Annotated in this window: 14 protein-coding genes; 5 read left to right on the forward strand and 9 right to left on the reverse strand. The window is 76.9% G+C overall.

Annotated features, from left to right (window positions below):
* Nucleotides 1–36: 36 nt before the first annotated feature.
* Nucleotides 37–1,155, reverse strand: coding sequence for an IS630 family transposase (locus LPU61_RS22890; RefSeq protein ID WP_229406245.1), 1,119 nt, complete (start codon nt 1,153–1,155; stop codon nt 37–39).
* 100 nt (nt 1,156–1,255) lie between these two features.
* Between LPU61_RS22890 and LPU61_RS22895 the strand changes: the two genes are divergently transcribed.
* A complete protein-coding gene (locus LPU61_RS22895; protein ID WP_229406076.1) occupies nt 1,256–1,957 on the forward strand; it encodes an alpha/beta fold hydrolase in 702 nt (233 codons plus the stop codon).
* A gap of 69 nt (nt 1,958–2,026) precedes the next feature.
* Here LPU61_RS22895 and LPU61_RS22900 read toward each other — a convergent pair whose 3' ends face one another.
* The 8 genes from LPU61_RS22900 to LPU61_RS22935 all read right to left on the reverse strand — a co-directional run bounded on the left by LPU61_RS22900 (nt 2,027) and on the right by LPU61_RS22935 (nt 11,858).
* The gene (locus tag LPU61_RS22900) at nt 2,027–2,755 is read right to left on the reverse strand and encodes a VOC family protein (RefSeq protein WP_229406077.1); all 729 of its coding nucleotides are present in this window, start codon (nt 2,753–2,755) and stop codon (nt 2,027–2,029) included.
* A 59-nt stretch (nt 2,756–2,814) separates the two neighbouring features.
* Complete coding sequence (locus tag LPU61_RS22905) at nt 2,815–4,815, reverse strand: bifunctional diguanylate cyclase/phosphodiesterase (protein ID WP_229406246.1); 2,001 nt, start codon at nt 4,813–4,815, stop codon at nt 2,815–2,817.
* Nucleotides 4,816–4,916: 101 nt separating this feature from the next.
* Nucleotides 4,917–5,876 (reverse strand): NAD(P)-dependent oxidoreductase, encoded by a 960-nt coding sequence (locus tag LPU61_RS22910; protein WP_229406078.1) that lies wholly within the window; start codon nt 5,874–5,876, stop codon nt 4,917–4,919.
* 26 nt (nt 5,877–5,902) lie between these two features.
* Nucleotides 5,903–7,060 (reverse strand): cytochrome P450, encoded by a 1,158-nt coding sequence (locus tag LPU61_RS22915; protein ID WP_229406079.1) that lies wholly within the window; start codon nt 7,058–7,060, stop codon nt 5,903–5,905.
* Nucleotides 7,053–8,546 (reverse strand): class I adenylate-forming enzyme family protein, encoded by a 1,494-nt coding sequence (locus tag LPU61_RS22920; protein ID WP_043963267.1) that lies wholly within the window; start codon nt 8,544–8,546, stop codon nt 7,053–7,055. Before LPU61_RS22920 ends, LPU61_RS22915 begins: the two co-directional genes overlap by 8 nt.
* Nucleotides 8,547–8,576: 30 nt before the next feature.
* The gene (locus LPU61_RS22925) at nt 8,577–9,314 is read right to left on the reverse strand and encodes a glycosyltransferase family A protein (RefSeq protein WP_199486029.1); all 738 of its coding nucleotides are present in this window, start codon (nt 9,312–9,314) and stop codon (nt 8,577–8,579) included.
* Nucleotides 9,311–10,342 carry a 3-oxoacyl-ACP synthase III family protein gene (locus LPU61_RS22930; RefSeq protein ID WP_229406080.1) on the reverse strand — a complete coding sequence of 344 codons (1,032 nt, stop codon included), beginning with the start codon at nt 10,340–10,342 and terminating at the stop codon, nt 9,311–9,313. Before LPU61_RS22930 ends, LPU61_RS22925 begins: the two co-directional genes overlap by 4 nt.
* A gap of 199 nt (nt 10,343–10,541) precedes the next feature.
* Complete coding sequence (locus tag LPU61_RS22935; protein ID WP_063838575.1) at nt 10,542–11,858, reverse strand: alkaline phosphatase PhoX; 1,317 nt, start codon at nt 11,856–11,858, stop codon at nt 10,542–10,544.
* Between the two features lie 274 nt (nt 11,859–12,132).
* On the opposite strand from LPU61_RS22935, the gene LPU61_RS22940 reads away from it, so the two are divergent.
* The 4 genes from LPU61_RS22940 to LPU61_RS22955 all read left to right on the forward strand — a co-directional run bounded on the left by LPU61_RS22940 (nt 12,133) and on the right by LPU61_RS22955 (nt 16,087).
* Nucleotides 12,133–12,972, forward strand: a complete 840-nt coding sequence (locus LPU61_RS22940) for an endonuclease/exonuclease/phosphatase family protein (protein WP_229406082.1) — start codon at nt 12,133–12,135, stop codon at nt 12,970–12,972.
* Between the two features lie 154 nt (nt 12,973–13,126).
* Nucleotides 13,127–14,218, forward strand: coding sequence for a hypothetical protein (locus tag LPU61_RS22945; RefSeq protein WP_229406083.1), 1,092 nt, complete (start codon nt 13,127–13,129; stop codon nt 14,216–14,218).
* A gap of 52 nt (nt 14,219–14,270) precedes the next feature.
* Nucleotides 14,271–15,299, forward strand: coding sequence for an ATP-binding cassette domain-containing protein (locus LPU61_RS22950; RefSeq protein ID WP_043963264.1), 1,029 nt, complete (start codon nt 14,271–14,273; stop codon nt 15,297–15,299).
* Nucleotides 15,299–16,087 (forward strand): ABC-2 family transporter protein, encoded by a 789-nt coding sequence (locus tag LPU61_RS22955; protein WP_229406084.1) that lies wholly within the window; start codon nt 15,299–15,301, stop codon nt 16,085–16,087. The genes LPU61_RS22950 and LPU61_RS22955 overlap by 1 nt, the downstream gene beginning before the upstream one ends.
* Nucleotide 16,088: the final 1 nt, after the last annotated feature.

A 16,088-nucleotide genomic window follows, 5' to 3' on the forward strand; every position in this document is an offset into this window, starting at 1 on the left:
CTAGTGCCGTGACCACGAACGTTGACGGTGTTGGGGTCAGGCTGCGCGGGTGGTGGGTTGGCCCCAGCGTCGTTGGCGTTCGCTGCGGATGCGGGCGCGTTCGCGGCGTTGGGCGGCCAGGACGTCGGGGTGGCGGGCGTTGGCGTTGCGCCAGCGCAGGTAGGCGTGCAGTTTCCGGGTCAGCGCGGGGTGGTTGGGGTGGTTCGAGCCGGCGATGACGAAGGTGCGTAGCGGTCCGAACTGGGCCTCGATCGGGTTGGCCCAGGAGGCGTAGGTCGGGGTGAAGCAGAGCTCGACCTTGTTCCGGGCCGCCCATCTGCGGATCTTGAGGCCTTTGTGCGCGGACAGGTTGTCCAGGATCACGTAGATCGGTGCCCCGTCCGGGCGGGCGGCGCGGATCGACTTCAAGGCGGCGAGGCTGTTCGCGGCGCTCTTGCGACGCCGCACGACGCCCCAGAGTTGGTCGTCACCGACGGAGTAGCAGCCGTGGAACTGCCGCACGCCGTGCAGCTTATGGTAGTTCGCCGGTAGCCGGTGCGGATGGCCCGCGGGCGCCCAGCCGGTGCCGGCCCGCGGGCGGATGACCAGGGGCCCGAACTCGTCGAAGGCAAACACCCGCTGCGGGAAGTGGCTGCTCACCTGCTCGATCCGGGCGAGCTTGACGTCCCGGTCGGGGTCGGTGGACTCCTTCCACGTCTTCGTCCGCTGGAACGTGATCCGATGCCGGTGCAGGATCTGCCGCAACCTCTCCCGCCCCACCCGGACCCGCCGAACGGCATGCGAGCCCAGGTGCTCGGCGAGTTTGCGGACACTCCACCGGGTGAAGGGCCGCCCCAGCTTCTCGGGGCGGGTGTTGGCCGTCTCGACGATGAACGCCTCTTCATCGAGACTGATCTGGCGGGGACGGCCACCCGCCCACTGAGGGTCCAGGCTGGCCATCCCCATCTCGTTGAACCGGTGGATGACCTGCCGGATCGTGTCCTCGTCGGCCTGCACGAGACGGGCGATCGCCGGCACCGTGTTCCCACCGGCCGAGGCGAGCACGACCATCGCCCGCCGAAGGCGGATCGGCGAGCCGGTACCTCTACGAGTGATCCTCAGCAGCTGCTGACCCTCCTGGTCACTGAGCCGCCGAACGCGAACGGGTTCTGCCACCGCCACAGCCTGACCGCCACGACCCCGCCCAGCCGACAGGCCGGACGGCGTGTCACCCAACACCGTGAACATTCGTGGCCACGGCACTAGCGTGCCGGGCATGGACCTCATCCTGATCCCGGGCTTCTGGCTCGACGGCTCGTCGTGGCGCGGGGTCGCGCCGGCCCTCGAACGGGCGGGCCATCGCGTGCGGGCGCTCACCCTGCCCGGCCTCGACCCGGCCGACGTCGACCGCGCCGGCGTCCGGCTGCGCGACCACGTCGCCGCGGTGGTGGCCGCCGTCGACGAGGCCGACGGGCCGGTCGTGCTCGTCGGGCACTCCGGCGGCGGGGCGATCGCGCACGCCGCCGCCGACGCGCGGCCCGACCGGGTCGCCCGGGTCGTGTACGTGGACGCCGGGCCGCTCGGCGACGGTCAACCCGTCAACGACCAGCTGCCGGTGGTCGACGGCGTGATCCCGCTGCCCGACTGGTCCGCGTTCGGCGAGGAGGACCTGCGCGACCTCGACGACGAGCTGCGGGCGGCGTTCCGGGCCCGGGCGGTGCCCCAGCCCGCGGCGGTCGCCCGCGACCCGCAGGTGCTCACCGACGCGCGCCGCTACGACGTGCCCGCCACGATCATCGCCTGCGAATACCCGGCCGCCCAGCTGCGCGAGTGGATCGACCAGGGGCACCCGTACGTGGCCGAGCTGGCCGCCGTGCGCGACGTCGAGTACGTCGACCTGCCCACCGGCCACTGGCCGCAGTTCACGAAGCCGGCGGAGCTGGCGCAGGCGATCCTCGCGGCGGTCGACCGACGCTGAGACGCCGGCCGGACTGCGGAACGGCGGCGGGCACGGCGCGCCGGGGCTGCGCCCGGGCCGGGGGCCGGGCTACGCCGGGGCGGGGGCCGGGCGGATGACGGTGAACACCGCGCCCGCCGGGTCGGCGAGCGCGGCGACCCGGCCGGTCGCGACGTCCCGGGGCGGCACCAGCAGCCGCCCACCCAGCCCCTGCGCCCGCCCGGCCACGTCGTCGGGGTCGGCGACGGCGAAGTAGACCATCCAGCCGGTGGGCAGCAGGCCCGCCAGCGGCGGGGGCAGCGCCAGCCGGCCCGCCACGGGCCGCCCGGCGGCCAGCAGCAGGGCGTACGAGTCGTCGGGGGCGCCCGGCGGCGTGCTCGCCCGCAGCCCCAGGACGTCGGCGTGGAACCGGTCGGCGTCGGCGGGGGCCGTCGTCATGTACTCGTACCAGCTGGGCCGGCCGGGGCCGGGGGCGACGAGGTCGGTGCCGGCGCGCAGCCGGAAGGACCCGCCGAGCGGGTCGTGCACGTCGTCGCCGTCGAGGCGCGCCCCGGACCGGCCGGCGGCGGCCCGGACGGCCTCGACGTCGCCGACGGCGAGGACCGTCCACCAGCGGGCCGGGGCGGCAGCCGGCTCCAGCTCGGCGGCGGGTGTCCCCCCGGCGTACGCGGAGGTCGCCCCGGCCCGTGCGGGGTGCGGGCCGGCCGGCGCGGCGTACGTCCAGCCGAGCAGGTCGGCGTAGAAGGCGCGGGCGGCGTCGAGGTCGGGGGTGGCGAGCGTGACGCCGCCGGGCAGCGCCGGTGCGGGGGATGCGTTCACCTGGGTCTCCGGGGGGCGGCGGGTCGGTGGTGGGGGGTCGGGTCGGGCCGGGGCGGCGGTCAGTGGTCGGGACGGCGGAGCGGAGCGTCCAGGGCGACGGGACCGTCGTCGGGCACCCGGTTGAGCAGGACGTCCAGCGGGACGGGACGGCCCAGGTGGAAGCCCTGGCCGGCGTCGACGCCCAGCCGGCGCAGGGCGGGCACCAGCGCGTCGCGGTCGACCGACTCGGCGACGGTGCGCATGCCCAGCCCGTGCGCGGCGCGCACGACCGCGTCGATGAGCACCGGGTCGGCGCCGCCCCGATCGGCCTGCCGGACGAAGTCCCCGGCGATCTTGACGGTGCTGAACGGCAGGTGCTTGAGGTAGGCGAACGAGCCGAAGCCGGCCCCGAAGTCGTCCAGGCTCAGCCGGCAGCCGGCGTCGCGCAGCGTACCGGCGAGGTTGCGCACGGCGGCGACGTTGGTGATCGCCGCCGTCTCGGTGACCTCCAGGCCCAGCCGGCGGGCCTCGACGCCGGCCGCGCGCAGCCGCCCCACCACCCAGTCGCCGAAGCCGGGCGACTCCAGCGACCGGGCGGAGATGTTCACGTCGAAGCGGGTCCCGGCCGCCGCGGCCGCCGGGTCGGCCAGCGCCGCCGTGGCGGTGGCCACCACCCACCGGTCCAGCTCCCCGATGAGGTCGTCGCGCTCCACCGTGGGCAGGAAGTCGGCCGGCGCCAGCTCCGGCTCCCGGCCGTCGCGCAGCCGGATCAGCAGCTCGTGGCTGACCACCTCGCCGGTCAGCAGGTCGATGATGGGCTGGGCGTCGAGGCGCATCCGGCGCTCGTCGAGGGCGCTGCGGACCCGGGCGACCACGTTGACCCGCTGCACGGCGTGCCGGTACTGCTCGGGCAGGTAGAGCCGGGCCCGGTTGCGCCCGGCGTTCTTCGCCTCGTAGAGCGCGAGGTCGGCGTGGGCGAGCGCCACGTCGCGGGTGTCGCCGGGGGTCAGCGACGCGGCCCCGATGCTCAGGGTGACCCGCAGGCCGGCGTCGACCAGCGGCACGGGGCTGCGCACCGCGGCGTTGCACAGGCTCTCGGCGACGGCGAGGGCCCCGCCGGCCGTGGCCTCGGGCAGCACGACCGCGAACTCGTCGCCGCCGAGGCGGCCCAGGACGGTGCCCGCCGGCAGGTGCCGGACGAGCAGGCGGGCCAGCACGCGGAGCACGTCGTCGCCCACGGCGTGCCCGTGCACGTCGTTGATGTCCTTGAAGTTGTCGATGTCGATCAGCAGCAGGGCGCCCGAGCGGCCGCCGCCGGAGGCGAGCAGGTCGTCGAGGCGGGCGAGCAGGGCGCGCCGGTTCGGCAGGTCGGTCAGGGGGTCGCGCTCGGCCAGCCGGGTCAGCTCGTCCTGGGCCCGGCGCATGGCCGTGATGTCGTGGGCGGTGCCCAGGACGCGTTCCGGGGCGCCGGTGACGCCGGTGACGACCTCGCCGTAGCACTCGAAGACGCGGATCGTGGCGCGGTCGGGCAGGTACATGCGGTGGGTGTAGGAGAAGGGCGCGGCGTTGGCCAGCGCCGTCTCCAGGGTCCGCTCGATGAGGCCGATGTCGTCGGGGTGCACCAGCTGCCGGTAGGACGGGTAGTCCAGGGTGGTGCCCGGCGGCAGGCCGAACATCTGCAGCAGCACGTCGGACCAGACGACCTCGCCGGTCGCCACGGTCCACTCCCAGGTGCCGACCTTGGCCAGCTGCTCGATGCGGGCCAGTCGCCACCGGTGGTTGCGGCCCCGCTCGCGCTCGCGGCGCTCGGCGCTGACGTCGCGTACCTCGTACACGCGCAGGGGTTGCCCGTCGGAGTCGACGCCGTGGCAGCACACCTGCAACCACCGGGTGGCGTGCTCGGCGGCCGGCCAGGGGACCTCGACGGCCGGGCCGCCCGGCTCCACCCGCGCCAGCGGCAGCTCGTCCGGCCGGACCCCGAGCCGGCCGGCGGCCACGTTGGACCAGAGGCAGCGGCCGTCGGGGGCGAGCACCAGCAGGGCGGTGCAGGAGGCGTCGGCCGCGACCGCCGCAAGAGTCATCACCTGGCGGGCACCCCATCCCTCTCCCCGGGCACGGATCGCACGAGGACGCCCTCGCACGAGGGGCCCCGACGCATGGTCATCCGGCCGCGACGCGGAGTCTACCCACGGTCGTGGCCGCCGCGCGTCCCGCGCGCCGCGCGCCCTGGTCCGTCCGGCGCGGCCAGGTAGTCGGCGAGGTCGCGGCGCGGCCGGTAGCCCTGGGCGAGGGCCCGGCCGAGGTCGAGCACCATGTCGCGGGCGAGCTGGTCGACCGCGTACCGGGTCAGCAGCGGCGGGCGGCGGGTGAGCCCCGACCACGCGGTCGACGCCGACGCGGCGGCACGGGCGAGACCGGCCGGCAGGTGCGCCAGCCGCGCCGGATCGCCCGCCGCGGCGAGGACCGCGCGCAGCACGGCGTCGCGCGAGTACGGCCGGGCGTCGGCGATGTTGTACGCCCCGGCCGGCCAGGCGGGGGCGGCCAGGCAGGCGTCGGCCAGGTTCTCCACGGCGGTGAGGCTGAGCCGCACGTCGGGGCCGGGCACCGGCAGCCATCCGCCCCGGCGGGCCCGCAGCAGCCGGGGCAGCAGGTGCGGGTCGCCGGGGCCGTAGACCGCCCGGGGGCGCAGCACGACGGCACCGGCGGCGAGGGCGAGGCACTCGCCGGCGGCCTTGGTGCGCCCGTACGCGGAGAGCTGCCCGTCGGTCGGGTGGTCCTCGGTGACCAGGGCCGCGCCCTGCGGCCGGTAGACGCTGGCGCTGCTCACCCAGACCAGTGGGCGACCGGCGGCGGCGTCGAGCACCCGGGCCGCCCCGTCGACGTTGACGGCCCGGTAGGCGCGTTCGGCGGCCCGGCCGGGCGGCGGGTCACCGACCGCCGCGGCGAGGTGGACGACGACGTCGGCGCCGGCGAGGTCGGGGGCGGTGCGGGCGGCGTCCCACGGGACGTGCCTTCCGACCGGGCCGGGGCGGCGGCCGAGGCAGCGCACCCGGGCACCGGCCGCCAGCGCGGCCCGGGCCACGGCGGCGCCGCAGAAGCCACTCGCTCCGGTCACCGCCACCTCGGCACCGTGGAGGTCCACGCGCCCGCCCCGCGCACCGGCCGAACTCACGCGCCGGCCCGGATCACCAGGCGCGCCCAGCCGGGCAGCGCGGCGCGGCCGTCGGCGCGGGCCCGCGCCACGACCGGCCGGTGCGGGGCGAGCGCGGCGAGGGTGTCGGCGAGCTGCGCGCGGGCCAGCCGGGCCCCCGGGCAGGAGTGCGGGCCTGCGCCGAAGACGAGCCGCGCGATCCGGGGCGGGGCCGGGTCGGCCGGGTCGGGTCCGGCGCGGTGCGCCCCGGCGGCGTGCCGGGCGACCAGCAGCAGCCGGTCCCCGGCCCGGACGGGGCAGCCGGCTGCGGTGCCCGCCGCTGCGGCGGCCCGGGGCAGCAGCGGGCTCGGCGCGGTGACCCGCAGCAGCTCGTCGACCAGGGTGTCCCGGCGGGCCGGGTCGGCGGCGGCGGCCCACAGCCGGTCGTCGGCGCACCAGGCGACCGCCCGGGGCAGGCCGGACACGGTGGTGTTGACGGCGGCGACGGCGAGCATGCCGGCCAGGCCGGCGGCGTCCGGCGGCACGCCGAGCAGGGCGGTCAGGTCGGCCACGGCGCGGCGGGCGGCGCGGGCCCGGCCGGGCGGGTGCGGGCCCGGTAGCTGCGCGGCGGCGGCCGTGGCGGCGGCGCGGCGGGCGGCGGCGGCCAGGGCGGCGGGGTCGGCGTCGACGCCCAGCAGCGCCGCCGTGGTGACGCCGGCCAGTTCGGCGGCGACCGGCACCAGGTCCACCGGCTCCCCGGCGGCGAGCGGGGCGAGCCGCCGCCGCAGCACCGCCGTCCAGACCGGGCGCAGCCGGGCCACCCCGGCGCCGCCCAGCCCGTCGTGCAGGGCGCGGCGCAGCCGCCGGTGCTCGGGGCCCTCCTGGTCGAACAGGAGCCCGTCGGCGCCGAGCCGGTGGGCGGTCTCGCCGACGGTGCCGGCGGCGGCCCGGTCCAGGGGCAGCCGGGTCAGCGCGTCGAGGTACGCCTGCGGGTCGTGCACGAGCACGGTGCGGCCCAGCCGCAGCGCCGGCCGGTGCCGGGTGGCGACGAGCAGGCCGAACAGCAGCGGATAGCGCCGCAGGTAGACCCGGCGGTCGCGGCGGCGGCCCCGGCCGGGACGTGCGGCCCCGGCGGGCCAACCGGGCCCGGCGGGGGCCGCGTCGGCAGGGGCCGCGGCGGCGGGGCGTTCAGCCACGGCCGCCCCGCCGGGGGCTCGGGACGGGCCGGCCCGTCGCGGCGGCGGCCAGGGCTGCCGTGGCGGCCCGGTCGGGCTTGCGGGACCGTCCGCTCGTCGGCACCGGGGCGATGAGCAGCGCGTCGGGGCGGGCGGCACCCATCCGCGCGAGCACCGGGTCGAGGGCCCCGCGCAGCCGGCCGGGGTCGGTGCCGGGCTCGGGTTCGACGACGGCCACGAGCCGTTCGTCGCCGTCGCCCGCGGGCACGCCGACCAGCACCGCCAGGTTGACCCCGGGCACGTGCAGGGCCGGCTCGTACAGGCCGGGGTAGATGTTCTCCGCGCCGCGCAGGATCATGTCCTTGCTCCGGCCGGCGAGGACGATGCGGTCGCCGTCGAGCCGGGCGACGTCGCCGGTGTCGACCAGCTCGTGCGGCTCCTCGCCGAGATAGCGGTGCGCCTGCCCCGGCCCGGTGAGCAGCAGCCGCCCGTCGGGCCCGACCCGGGCGTCCACCCCGGGCAGCGGCGCGCCGACGAGGTCGCCGTCGCCGGTGAAGGCGGCCTTCTCGGTCGCCTCGACGGCGGCGGCCGGGAAGAGCTCGGTGAGGGCGTACACCCCCCATGCCTGCTCGGCGCCGGCCCGCCGGGCCCGGTCGAGCAGGGTGGCGCTGACCGGCGCGGAGCCGCTGTAGAACCGGCCGGACAGCCGGGGCCGCTGCGCCAGCAGGGCGCGCAGCTGCGGCGGGGTGAGGTAGCTGGCCTGCGGGCACAGCCGGGCCACCTGCCGGGCCAGGACCCGGGGCGAGCGGGCCGGCAGGGCCACCGGCGCGCCGCTGGCCAGGGCCGGGACGAGGACGAAGAACGTGCCGCCGAGCACCGGCGCGCCCGCGCGCGGCCGGACCAGGTCGGCGACGGCGCGCATCCCGGCGTCCAGGCCGGCGCGGCGGTGCACGACCGCCCGGGGCCGGCTGGTCGTGCCCGAGGTGAAGATGATCACCGCGTCGTCGTCGGGTCCGCCCCGGTCGGGGGTCGGGCCGGAGCGGGGGCGCAGCGCCGGGGCGCAGCCGGGCAGCCGGCGGCCGACGGTGCGCACCGGCCCCAGCTCGGCCAGCCGGGGCAGGGCCAGCCGGGCCCGGTCGGCCAGCGGGCGCGCCCACCCCGCGACGGCCTGCGCCGCCGCGTCGGCGACGACCAGGGCCGGGCGGGCCAGGGCCAGGCGCGCGGTGAGCACGTCCGGGCCGGCGCTGGGGTCGAGCACCGCCACCCGCAGCCCGAGCCGGTGCGCGGCGAGCAGCACCGACAGGGCCCGGGGGCCGGGGCGCACCGCCACCCCGAGGGTGTCCCCGGCGGCGAGGCCGTGGTGGTGCAGGGCGGCGGCGTACCCGTCGGCGAGGTCGGCCAGCTCGCCCCGGGTGGCCCGGGTGCGGGTACGGCCGGTGGGGCCGGCGGCGAGCACGGCGGGCCGGTCGGGGTGGCGGCGCAGCACGGCGGCCAGTTCGTTGAGCATCGTGGGACTCGTTTCCGGGCGGGGGTGCGGTCAGCGCGGGTCCGGGGAGAGCCGGCCGCTGCCCCGGTCCAGGTACCAGGCGGCGGTGCGGCGCAGCCCGTACGCCCGCAGCCGCCGGGTGGAGTTCTCCACCACCATGGTGCGCTCGTGGACGATGGCGTCGGTGTGCCGGCGTACCCGGTTGAGGAACTCCCGGTCGGTCGGGGACGGGCGGCGGGGCATGCCCCCGGCGGCGAGGTACGCCTCGGCGGTGATCGCCATGTTGTTGCCCGCGTGCATCCGGTACGGGGCCCGGTAGCCGGGACCCCGGTGGGCGGGGCGCAGCCGGCCGAAGGTGGCGGCGACGGCGACCAGGCAGCGGAACCCGGCCCGGCCCAGCGGGCCGTGCTCGTCGCGGCGGGCCTCGATCCGGCCGCACGCCATGGCAGCCCCGCCGGTGAGGGCGCGGCGGGCGGCGGCCACCCAGCCGGGGTGGGGCAGGCAGTCGGCGTCGGTGCGGGCCAGCAGCGTGGCACCCTGCGCGATCGCGTGCCGGAAGCCGGTGTCGACGGCCGCGCCGACGCCCCGCTGTTCCTCCCGCAGCAGCCGGGTCGGCACCGGCGCGCGCACGGCGAAGCGGCGCACCTCGTCCCGGGTGCCGTCGGTGGAGCCGTTGTCGACCACGAGCAGGGTGAAGTCCCGGTCGGTCTGTGCGGCGAGGGCGGCGAGGGTGCCGCCGATGCGGGCGACCTCGTTGTACGCGGGCACCACCACCCACAGGGCGGTCACGACTTCTCCCAGACCATCGTCATCAGGCTGACGCCGCCGCCGAGGCCGACGAAGAGCACCCGGTCGCCGGGGCGCAGCGTGGCGTCGACGCGGGCGAGCTGCACGCCGAGGGTGGCGCTGGCGAGGTTGCCCAGCTCGCCGACGGTGATCTCCAGCTTGTCCCGGGGGACGCCGGTGACCTCGACGAACCGGTCGAGGTAGGGCAGGGTGACCTGGTGGACCAGGACCCGGGCGTAGTCGGCCCAGTCGAGGCCCGTGCGGCCCCGGACCCGGTGCAGGATGTCGCCGCCGATCTTCTCGAACACGTCGCGCAGGGCGCGCCCGTCGCCGGTGAAGTAGGTGTGTTCGTCGCCGCGGGGGTGGCGGGAGCCGCCGCCGGGGATGCCGCCGACCGTCCAGTGCTCCGACCAGGTCTCGGTGTCGACGTCGACGATCCCGCCGCGCGCGACCGGCTCGACCAGGACGGCGGCCCCCGCGTCGCCGAAGGTGTAGCCGGCGAACGCGCCCCGGGCCTGGTCGAGGTCGGTGACCTGCCAGCGCATGGCCCGGGTGGGGGTCTCCCCCGTCACGACCAGCGCGCGGCGGGCCCGGCCGGCGAGGATCGCCGAGCGGGCCAGGTCGATGCCGTTGAGGAAGCTGTTGCAGGCGTTGGTGACGTCGAGGGCGTGGGCGTGGCTGCCGAGTTCGGCCTGCACGATGTGGGCCGTGGCGGGTTCGGCGACGTCCCGGGTGGCGGAGGCGAACAGCAGCAGGTCCACCTCCTCGGGTTCCCGGCCGGCGGCGGCGAGCGCCTGCCGGGCGGCGCGCACGGCGAGCGTGGAGGCGTACTCGCCGTCGGCGGCCAGCCGCCGGGAGGAGATGCCGGTCATCCGCGCGAGCAGGCCGTCCGGCAGGGTCAGCCCGCTGGCCTCGGCGAGCCGCCGCTGCACCTCGGCGGTGGGCACGGCCTGCCCGGGCAGGCTGGCCCCGACGGCGGTGATGCCCACCCGCCCCCGGGCCGGGCTCAGTGGTGGTGTGGGGTCCATCATGCGTCGAGCTTGCCCAACGCCCCCGGCCAACGGATGAGTAGGGGTGCTCATGTTCGCCCGGCGGGGGCACGGCGCGCGCTCGCGGGCGCGCGGGGTGGCGGCGGAGTCGCCCGCCGCGACGCCACCCTGTGGCGGGAATCACGCGCCGCGGCGGCCCGGCGGGAATACCGGGCCGCCGCGCGGCGCGTCGTCCGGCCCGCTACCTGCGGAAGGGGCCGGTGATCTCGAACGTCGTGCCGGGGGCGTAGCAGTTGACGTACATGGTCCGCCGGTCGTCGGCGAAGCAGGCCCCGGCGAACTCGCCGTACGACGGCGCGGACTCGGTGCCGAGGTTCTGCCGGTTGCGGGCGAACAGGTACGGCTCGCCGTCGACGGTGGTGCCCATCAGGTAGCTGTCGCCGTCGCCGTCCTGGCAGAGCATCAGGCCGCCGGCCGGGGTCATGCAGATGTTGTCGGGCGTCTTGTACAGCTCCGCCCCCGGGTCGGTGCCACGGAACACGACGACCAGCGTCAGCGTGTTGGTGGCGGGGACGTACCGCCACACCTGGCCCTGGTGGTCGGCCTCGGAGCCGTGCTCGCGCACCGCGAAGGAGGAGACGAAGTAGGCCGCGCCGTCGGTGCCCCACCACGCGCCCTCCAGCTTCTGGGCGTGCGTCACGCCGCCGGGGCCGTAGTCCTGCAGCCGCACGGGCACGCTCGTGGCGAGGGGGTCGGGCACGTCGAGCCACTCGACGCCGCCGAAGACGGCCCCGGGCTCTCCAACGGTGGACAGGTCGGCCACGCCGGGCACCCGCATCACCTGGAGCCGCCCGCCGGCCCGCAGGCTGCCGTGGCCGCCGAGCGGCCGGCGGGGCAGGAAGCGGTAGAAGCAGCCGAACTTCTCGCCGTAGGCGTCCTCGGTCTCGTACACCACGCCGGTGCGGGGGTCGACGCAGGTGGCCTCGTGCGCGAAGCGGCCCATGGCCGTGAGCGGCGTCGGGTCCACGTTGCGGTCGGTGCGCCACGGGTCGACCTCGAAGATGAAGCCGTGGTCCTTCTCGTGGCCGCCCTCGCCCCGCCGGATCTCCGTCTCCTCGCAGGTCAGCCACGTCCTCCAGGGGGTCACCCCGCCCGCGCAGTTGGTCGAGGTGCCGCCCAGGCTGATCCGCTCGGCCACCCCGCGCGGCCCGACGACCAGCGTCGTGGTCCCGCCCACGGCGACGGGGTCGTAGGTCAGCTCGGCGGGCGCGACCACCGGCGCGGCGGCGCCCACCCGGTTCTCGTGGTTGCGGACGAGCCGGACGTCCCGGCCGGGGCCCGAGAACGCGGCCATCCCGTCGAAGCTGCTGGGCGCCGCGCCGCCCGGCGCGGTGCCGCGCTCCCGGGAAAGGACCCGGTAACGGAATCCGCGGGGCAGGTCCAACAGCCCGGCCGGGTCGGCCACGAGTGCGCCGTATCCGCCGCCGTGGCCCGCGAGGGCGGGGGCCGCCGTGAAGAGCGCGTCAATTGTGCCCGAGAGCGCGACACCTGCGCCCATGATTCCTGTTTGCGCGAGGAAACTTCGCCGGTCGAGACCCAAGACAGCTCCTTAGTACGAGAGGGCGAGCAATCGTAACCGCTCAATGCCAGGACTGTCGTTGCGCGTTACCCGTACATCGTCCGTACCAGTGCCCCTATTTCTTTTCGCGGGCCCCCTGTCCCGGCGGCCGGCGGGCGTCCGGCGCGCGCCCCGCGCCGGGCGCGCGCTGCTACGGTGCGGGGCGTCGCGGGCCCGGAGCCGACGGGCCGTCGCACGGGGAGGTCGGGCCGGGATGCCGCTGCGCGTCGTCACGTACAACATCTGGGGCACCGGAACCCCGCACCGGTACTGGCACGACCGGGCCGTCCTGCGCGGAGCCCGGGCGGGCAGCCCGGCCCTCGCCGAGGCCGACGAGCGCCGGGTGTGGCGACGCCGGGCCGCGCTGTTGACCCGGGCGCTGGCCGACGCCGACGCCGACCTGGTCGCCCTCCAGGAGGTGCCCGCGCCGGCCGGGTCGGGGGCCGGGCGGGCACGGGAGCTGGCCGACGGGCTGCCCGGGCGGTGGGAGGTGGCGCACTCCGGCCCCGGTCACGCGCCCGGCCTGGCGGTGCTGAGCCGCGCGCCGATCCACTCGTGGCGGGTCTTCCCCGTGCCCGGCTTCGGCGGCTTCGGCGGGCACCCGGGCGTGCTGGAGGTGTCGACGTCCGCCGTCACGGTGTGGGTGGCGCACCTGCCGGTCGGGCCCGACGAGGTGAAGGAGGCGTGCCTGCGGGGCCTGGAGGCGGCGGCCGGGGCGGCCCCGCCGGAGCGCCCGCTGCTGCTCTGCGGCGACCTGAACTGCCCGGCGGACGGCGCCCTGATGGGCCGGTTGCGCGACCGGGGCGCACTGGTCGACGCGTGGGCGGCCGCGGGCGGCTCCCCGGCCGCGCTGACCATGCCGGCGCCGACGCCGACCTGGCGGCTCGACCACGTCCTGGTGCGCGCCGCCGACCCGGTCCGCGCGAGCCGCCCAGCCCTGCTGGGCACCGCCTGCGACGACAGCGGCCAGTATCCCTCGGACCATTTCGGGGTGTCGCTGTCGCTCGACGTGCGGACGCCCGCGTCCGCATCGTCCGACCCCGCCTCGCATTGACCGACGACAAAGCAATGCGACCGCCGACACGCGAAGGGGAAACGGCGTCAGGGGTCGCCCCCGATCGGCAACGCTGGTACGTTGACCGCGATCCACGCCGATACCCGATCGTGACACCGCCGGCCGGAAGGAGAAGGAGTTGTCTCATGGTGGCGTGTCCGTAGCCGTCATGACGCATCCGTCCCGGCGACACCTCGCGGAGGACCTCGCGCGGCGGCTGGCTCCCTACCCGGTCGAGATCGTCCTCGACCCCGAGCCCGACGGCCCGCCGCGGACGCTGCGCACCGCCAGCGCGGCGTGGGCCGCCGTCGGGCCCGGCTGCACCCACCACCTGGTGTTGCAGGACGACGCGGTGGTGTTCCCCGGTTTCCTGGAGCACGCCTTCCGGGCCGTGCAGGCCCGGCCGGACGGCGCGGTGGCCCTGCACAGCGACTGGGGGTCGCGCAACGGCGCCGCCGTCCGGATGGCCGCGCTGCTGGGCGCGCGCTGGGTCCGCGCCGTCTGCGACTACGTGCCGACCATCGCGCTGGCCCTGCCGGCCACGGCGGCCAAGGGGCTCGTGGACTACCTGGCCGGACAGGACCCGGACGAGGCGGACGACGTCGCCGTGGCCCACTTCGCGCGGGAGGTCGGGCTGCCGGTCCACCTCACGGTGCCGAACCTGGCGGCGCACCACGACGTGCCGAGCGTGGTCGGCAACAACGACCGGGGCCGCCGCGAGGCGTCCTGCTACGTGGGCGAGCCGCCGCCGGGCTGGTCGCCCGACCCGGCGCGCACGCTCGACGGCTTCGACTGCCTGCCCTACTTCAAGCACAGCGAGCCGCGCGTCGTGGTCGAGAACGACCGGCCCACCAACAACTGGAGCCCGGTGCCGCTGGAGGCCGCCGTCGACCGGTTCGGCGTCGACGTGCCGGCGCTGCGCGAGCGCTACGCCCGCGACGTGGCGGACCCGCAGCCCTGGCTGGCCGACCTCGCGGCGCGCGTGCCGGCCGACCAGCTGTGGTCGCTGTGGGTGACGGCGTGCCTGATGGGCCTGGCCCGCACACGGGTGGAGCCGTTCCGGTCGCTGTGGGACTCGTGGGGCCGGCCGGTCGAGCCGGTGCTGCGCGATCGGGTCCTGGCCACGCTCGCCCTCGGCGGGATGTTCCCCCGGGTGACGCACCCCGAGGTGGAGCGGCTCGGCGCGGCTCCGGCGCGGCTGGCCGCGTTGGGGTTGGCCGCCGGCGACGCCTGGGGGCGCGACTGACCGCCGGGGCCGCCCGCGCCCCTCGTCGTCCGTCAGATCGGAGCACAGCGCCATGGCCCCCACGGCCGCACTGGTCGAGGCCTCCGGCCTCGTCAAGGAGTTCCGCCGCCCGCGCAAGGCGCCGGGCCTGGCCGGCGCGCTCCGGCACCTGGTCACCCGGCGCTTCGACGTCCACCGCGCCGTCGACGGCATCGACCTGCGCGTCGACGAGGGCGAGTCCGTGGCGTACGTCGGTCCGAACGGCGCGGGCAAGTCGACCACCGTGAAGCTGTTGACGGGCATCCTGGTGCCCACCGCCGGCGAGGTGCGCGTCGCCGGGGTCGTGCCGCACCGGGACCGGGTCGCCAACGCGCGCAACGTGGGGGTGGTCTTCGGCCAGCGCACGCAGCTGTGGTGGGACCTGCCGGTGCAGGACACGTTCGAGCTGCTGCGCGACATGTACCGCATCCCGGCGGCCGACTACCGCCGGTCGATGGACCGGCTCTGCGAGGTGCTGGAGATCGGCCCGCTGCTGCCGGTGCTGGCCCGCAAGCTGTCCCTCGGGCAGCGGATGCGGGCGGACCTCGCCGCCGCGCTGCTGCACGAGCCCCGCATCGTCTACCTCGACGAGCCGACCATCGGGCTGGACGTCTCGGTCAAGGACCGGGTGCGCGCCTTCCTGCGCCAGCTCGTCGCCGACGGCACGACCGTCCTGTTGACCACGCACGACGTGGGCGACATCGAGGAGGTGTGCCGGCGCATCGTCGTCGTCGACGAGGGGCGGATCCGGCACGACGGCCCGGTCGACGTCCTGCGCGACACCCTGGCGGGCCACTCGACGGTGCGCTTCCAACTGGCCGCGCCCGCGCCGCTGGAGCTGATCCGACAGCACCTGCCCGACGCCGAGGTGAGCGCCGGGGCCGGCGAGCGCGACCTGGTGGTCCGCTTCGACCGGACGCTGCGCCCGGCGGGCGCGGTCGCGGCCGCCGTGATGGGGCTGGTCGAGGTGCGGGACCTGCGCATCGACGACGAGGGGGTCGCCGACCTGATCCGCCGGCTGCACGAGCGCGACTCCCCGGCCGCCCTGACCGGTGCCGGCTGATGCGGCCCTACCGGGCCATGGCGCGGATCGCCTGGCGCAACGCCCTGGCCTACCGGGTGCCGTTCCTGATGAGCCTGTCCATGCTGGTGTTCAACCTGGTGGCCATGTTCGCGCTGTGGCGGGCGCTGCTGGGCGACGGCAACTCGCTGGCCGGCTTCACCTGGCCGCAGATGAAGGCGTACCTGCTGGTGTCGTTCTTCACCAACTGCCTGGTCTCGACGTTCACCGACTTCGCGATGGCCTCGCGGATCCGCAGCGGCGCGGTGGCCGTCGACCTGGTCAAGCCGGTGGACTACCAGAAGGGCCGCTTCGCCGAGGCGCTGGGCTTCGCGCTGCTGGAGACGGTGGCGGGGGCGACCGTGTGCGCCGTGGTCCTGGTGGCCTTCGGCGGGGTGCCGCTGCCGCCGCCGGGGCGGCTCGCGCTGTTCGTGGCGAGCCTCGCCGCCGTGGTGCCGCTGAAGTTCCTCATCGTCTACATGTGCGGGCTGCTCTGCTTCTGGACGCAGAACTACCTGGGCATCAGCCTGGCCCGGGTGGCGGTCTCCGGGATCCTGTCCGGGGCCACGGTGCCGTTGGCGTTCTTCCCGGCGTGGCTGCGCCACGTCGCCGAGGTGCTGCCGTTCCAGGCCGTCACGAACACCCCCGCGATGCTGTTCCTGGGCCGCTCCCCCGGGCTGCCGGGCGCGCTGGCGGTGGCGGTGCAGCTGCTGTGGATCGTCGCGCTGTGGTGGCTGGCCCGGCGGCTGTGGCACGTCGCGGTCCGCCGGCTCACCGTGCACGGGGGCTGAG

The sequence above is a fragment of the Micromonospora sp. NBRC 110038 genome, from assembly GCF_020884815.1.
GTDB lineage: Bacteria > Actinomycetota > Actinomycetes > Mycobacteriales > Micromonosporaceae > Micromonospora > Micromonospora haikouensis.

Coding starts and splice junctions, on each gene's coding strand:
- LPU61_RS22895 (WP_229406076.1), top strand. CDS start 1,256: ATGGACCTCATCCTGATCCCGGGCTTCTGGCTCGACGGCTCGTCGTGG.
- LPU61_RS22905 (WP_229406246.1), bottom strand. CDS start 4,815: ATGACTCTTGCGGCGGTCGCGGCCGACGCCTCCTGCACCGCCCTGCTG.
- LPU61_RS22920 (WP_043963267.1), bottom strand. CDS start 8,546: ATGCTCAACGAACTGGCCGCCGTGCTGCGCCGCCACCCCGACCGGCCC.
- LPU61_RS22930 (WP_229406080.1), bottom strand. CDS start 10,342: ATGATGGACCCCACACCACCACTGAGCCCGGCCCGGGGGCGGGTGGGC.
- LPU61_RS22935 (WP_063838575.1), bottom strand. CDS start 11,858: ATGGGCGCAGGTGTCGCGCTCTCGGGCACAATTGACGCGCTCTTCACG.
- LPU61_RS22940 (WP_229406082.1), top strand. CDS start 12,133: ATGCCGCTGCGCGTCGTCACGTACAACATCTGGGGCACCGGAACCCCG.
- LPU61_RS22950 (WP_043963264.1), top strand. CDS start 14,271: ATGGCCCCCACGGCCGCACTGGTCGAGGCCTCCGGCCTCGTCAAGGAG.
- LPU61_RS22955 (WP_229406084.1), top strand. CDS start 15,299: ATGCGGCCCTACCGGGCCATGGCGCGGATCGCCTGGCGCAACGCCCTG.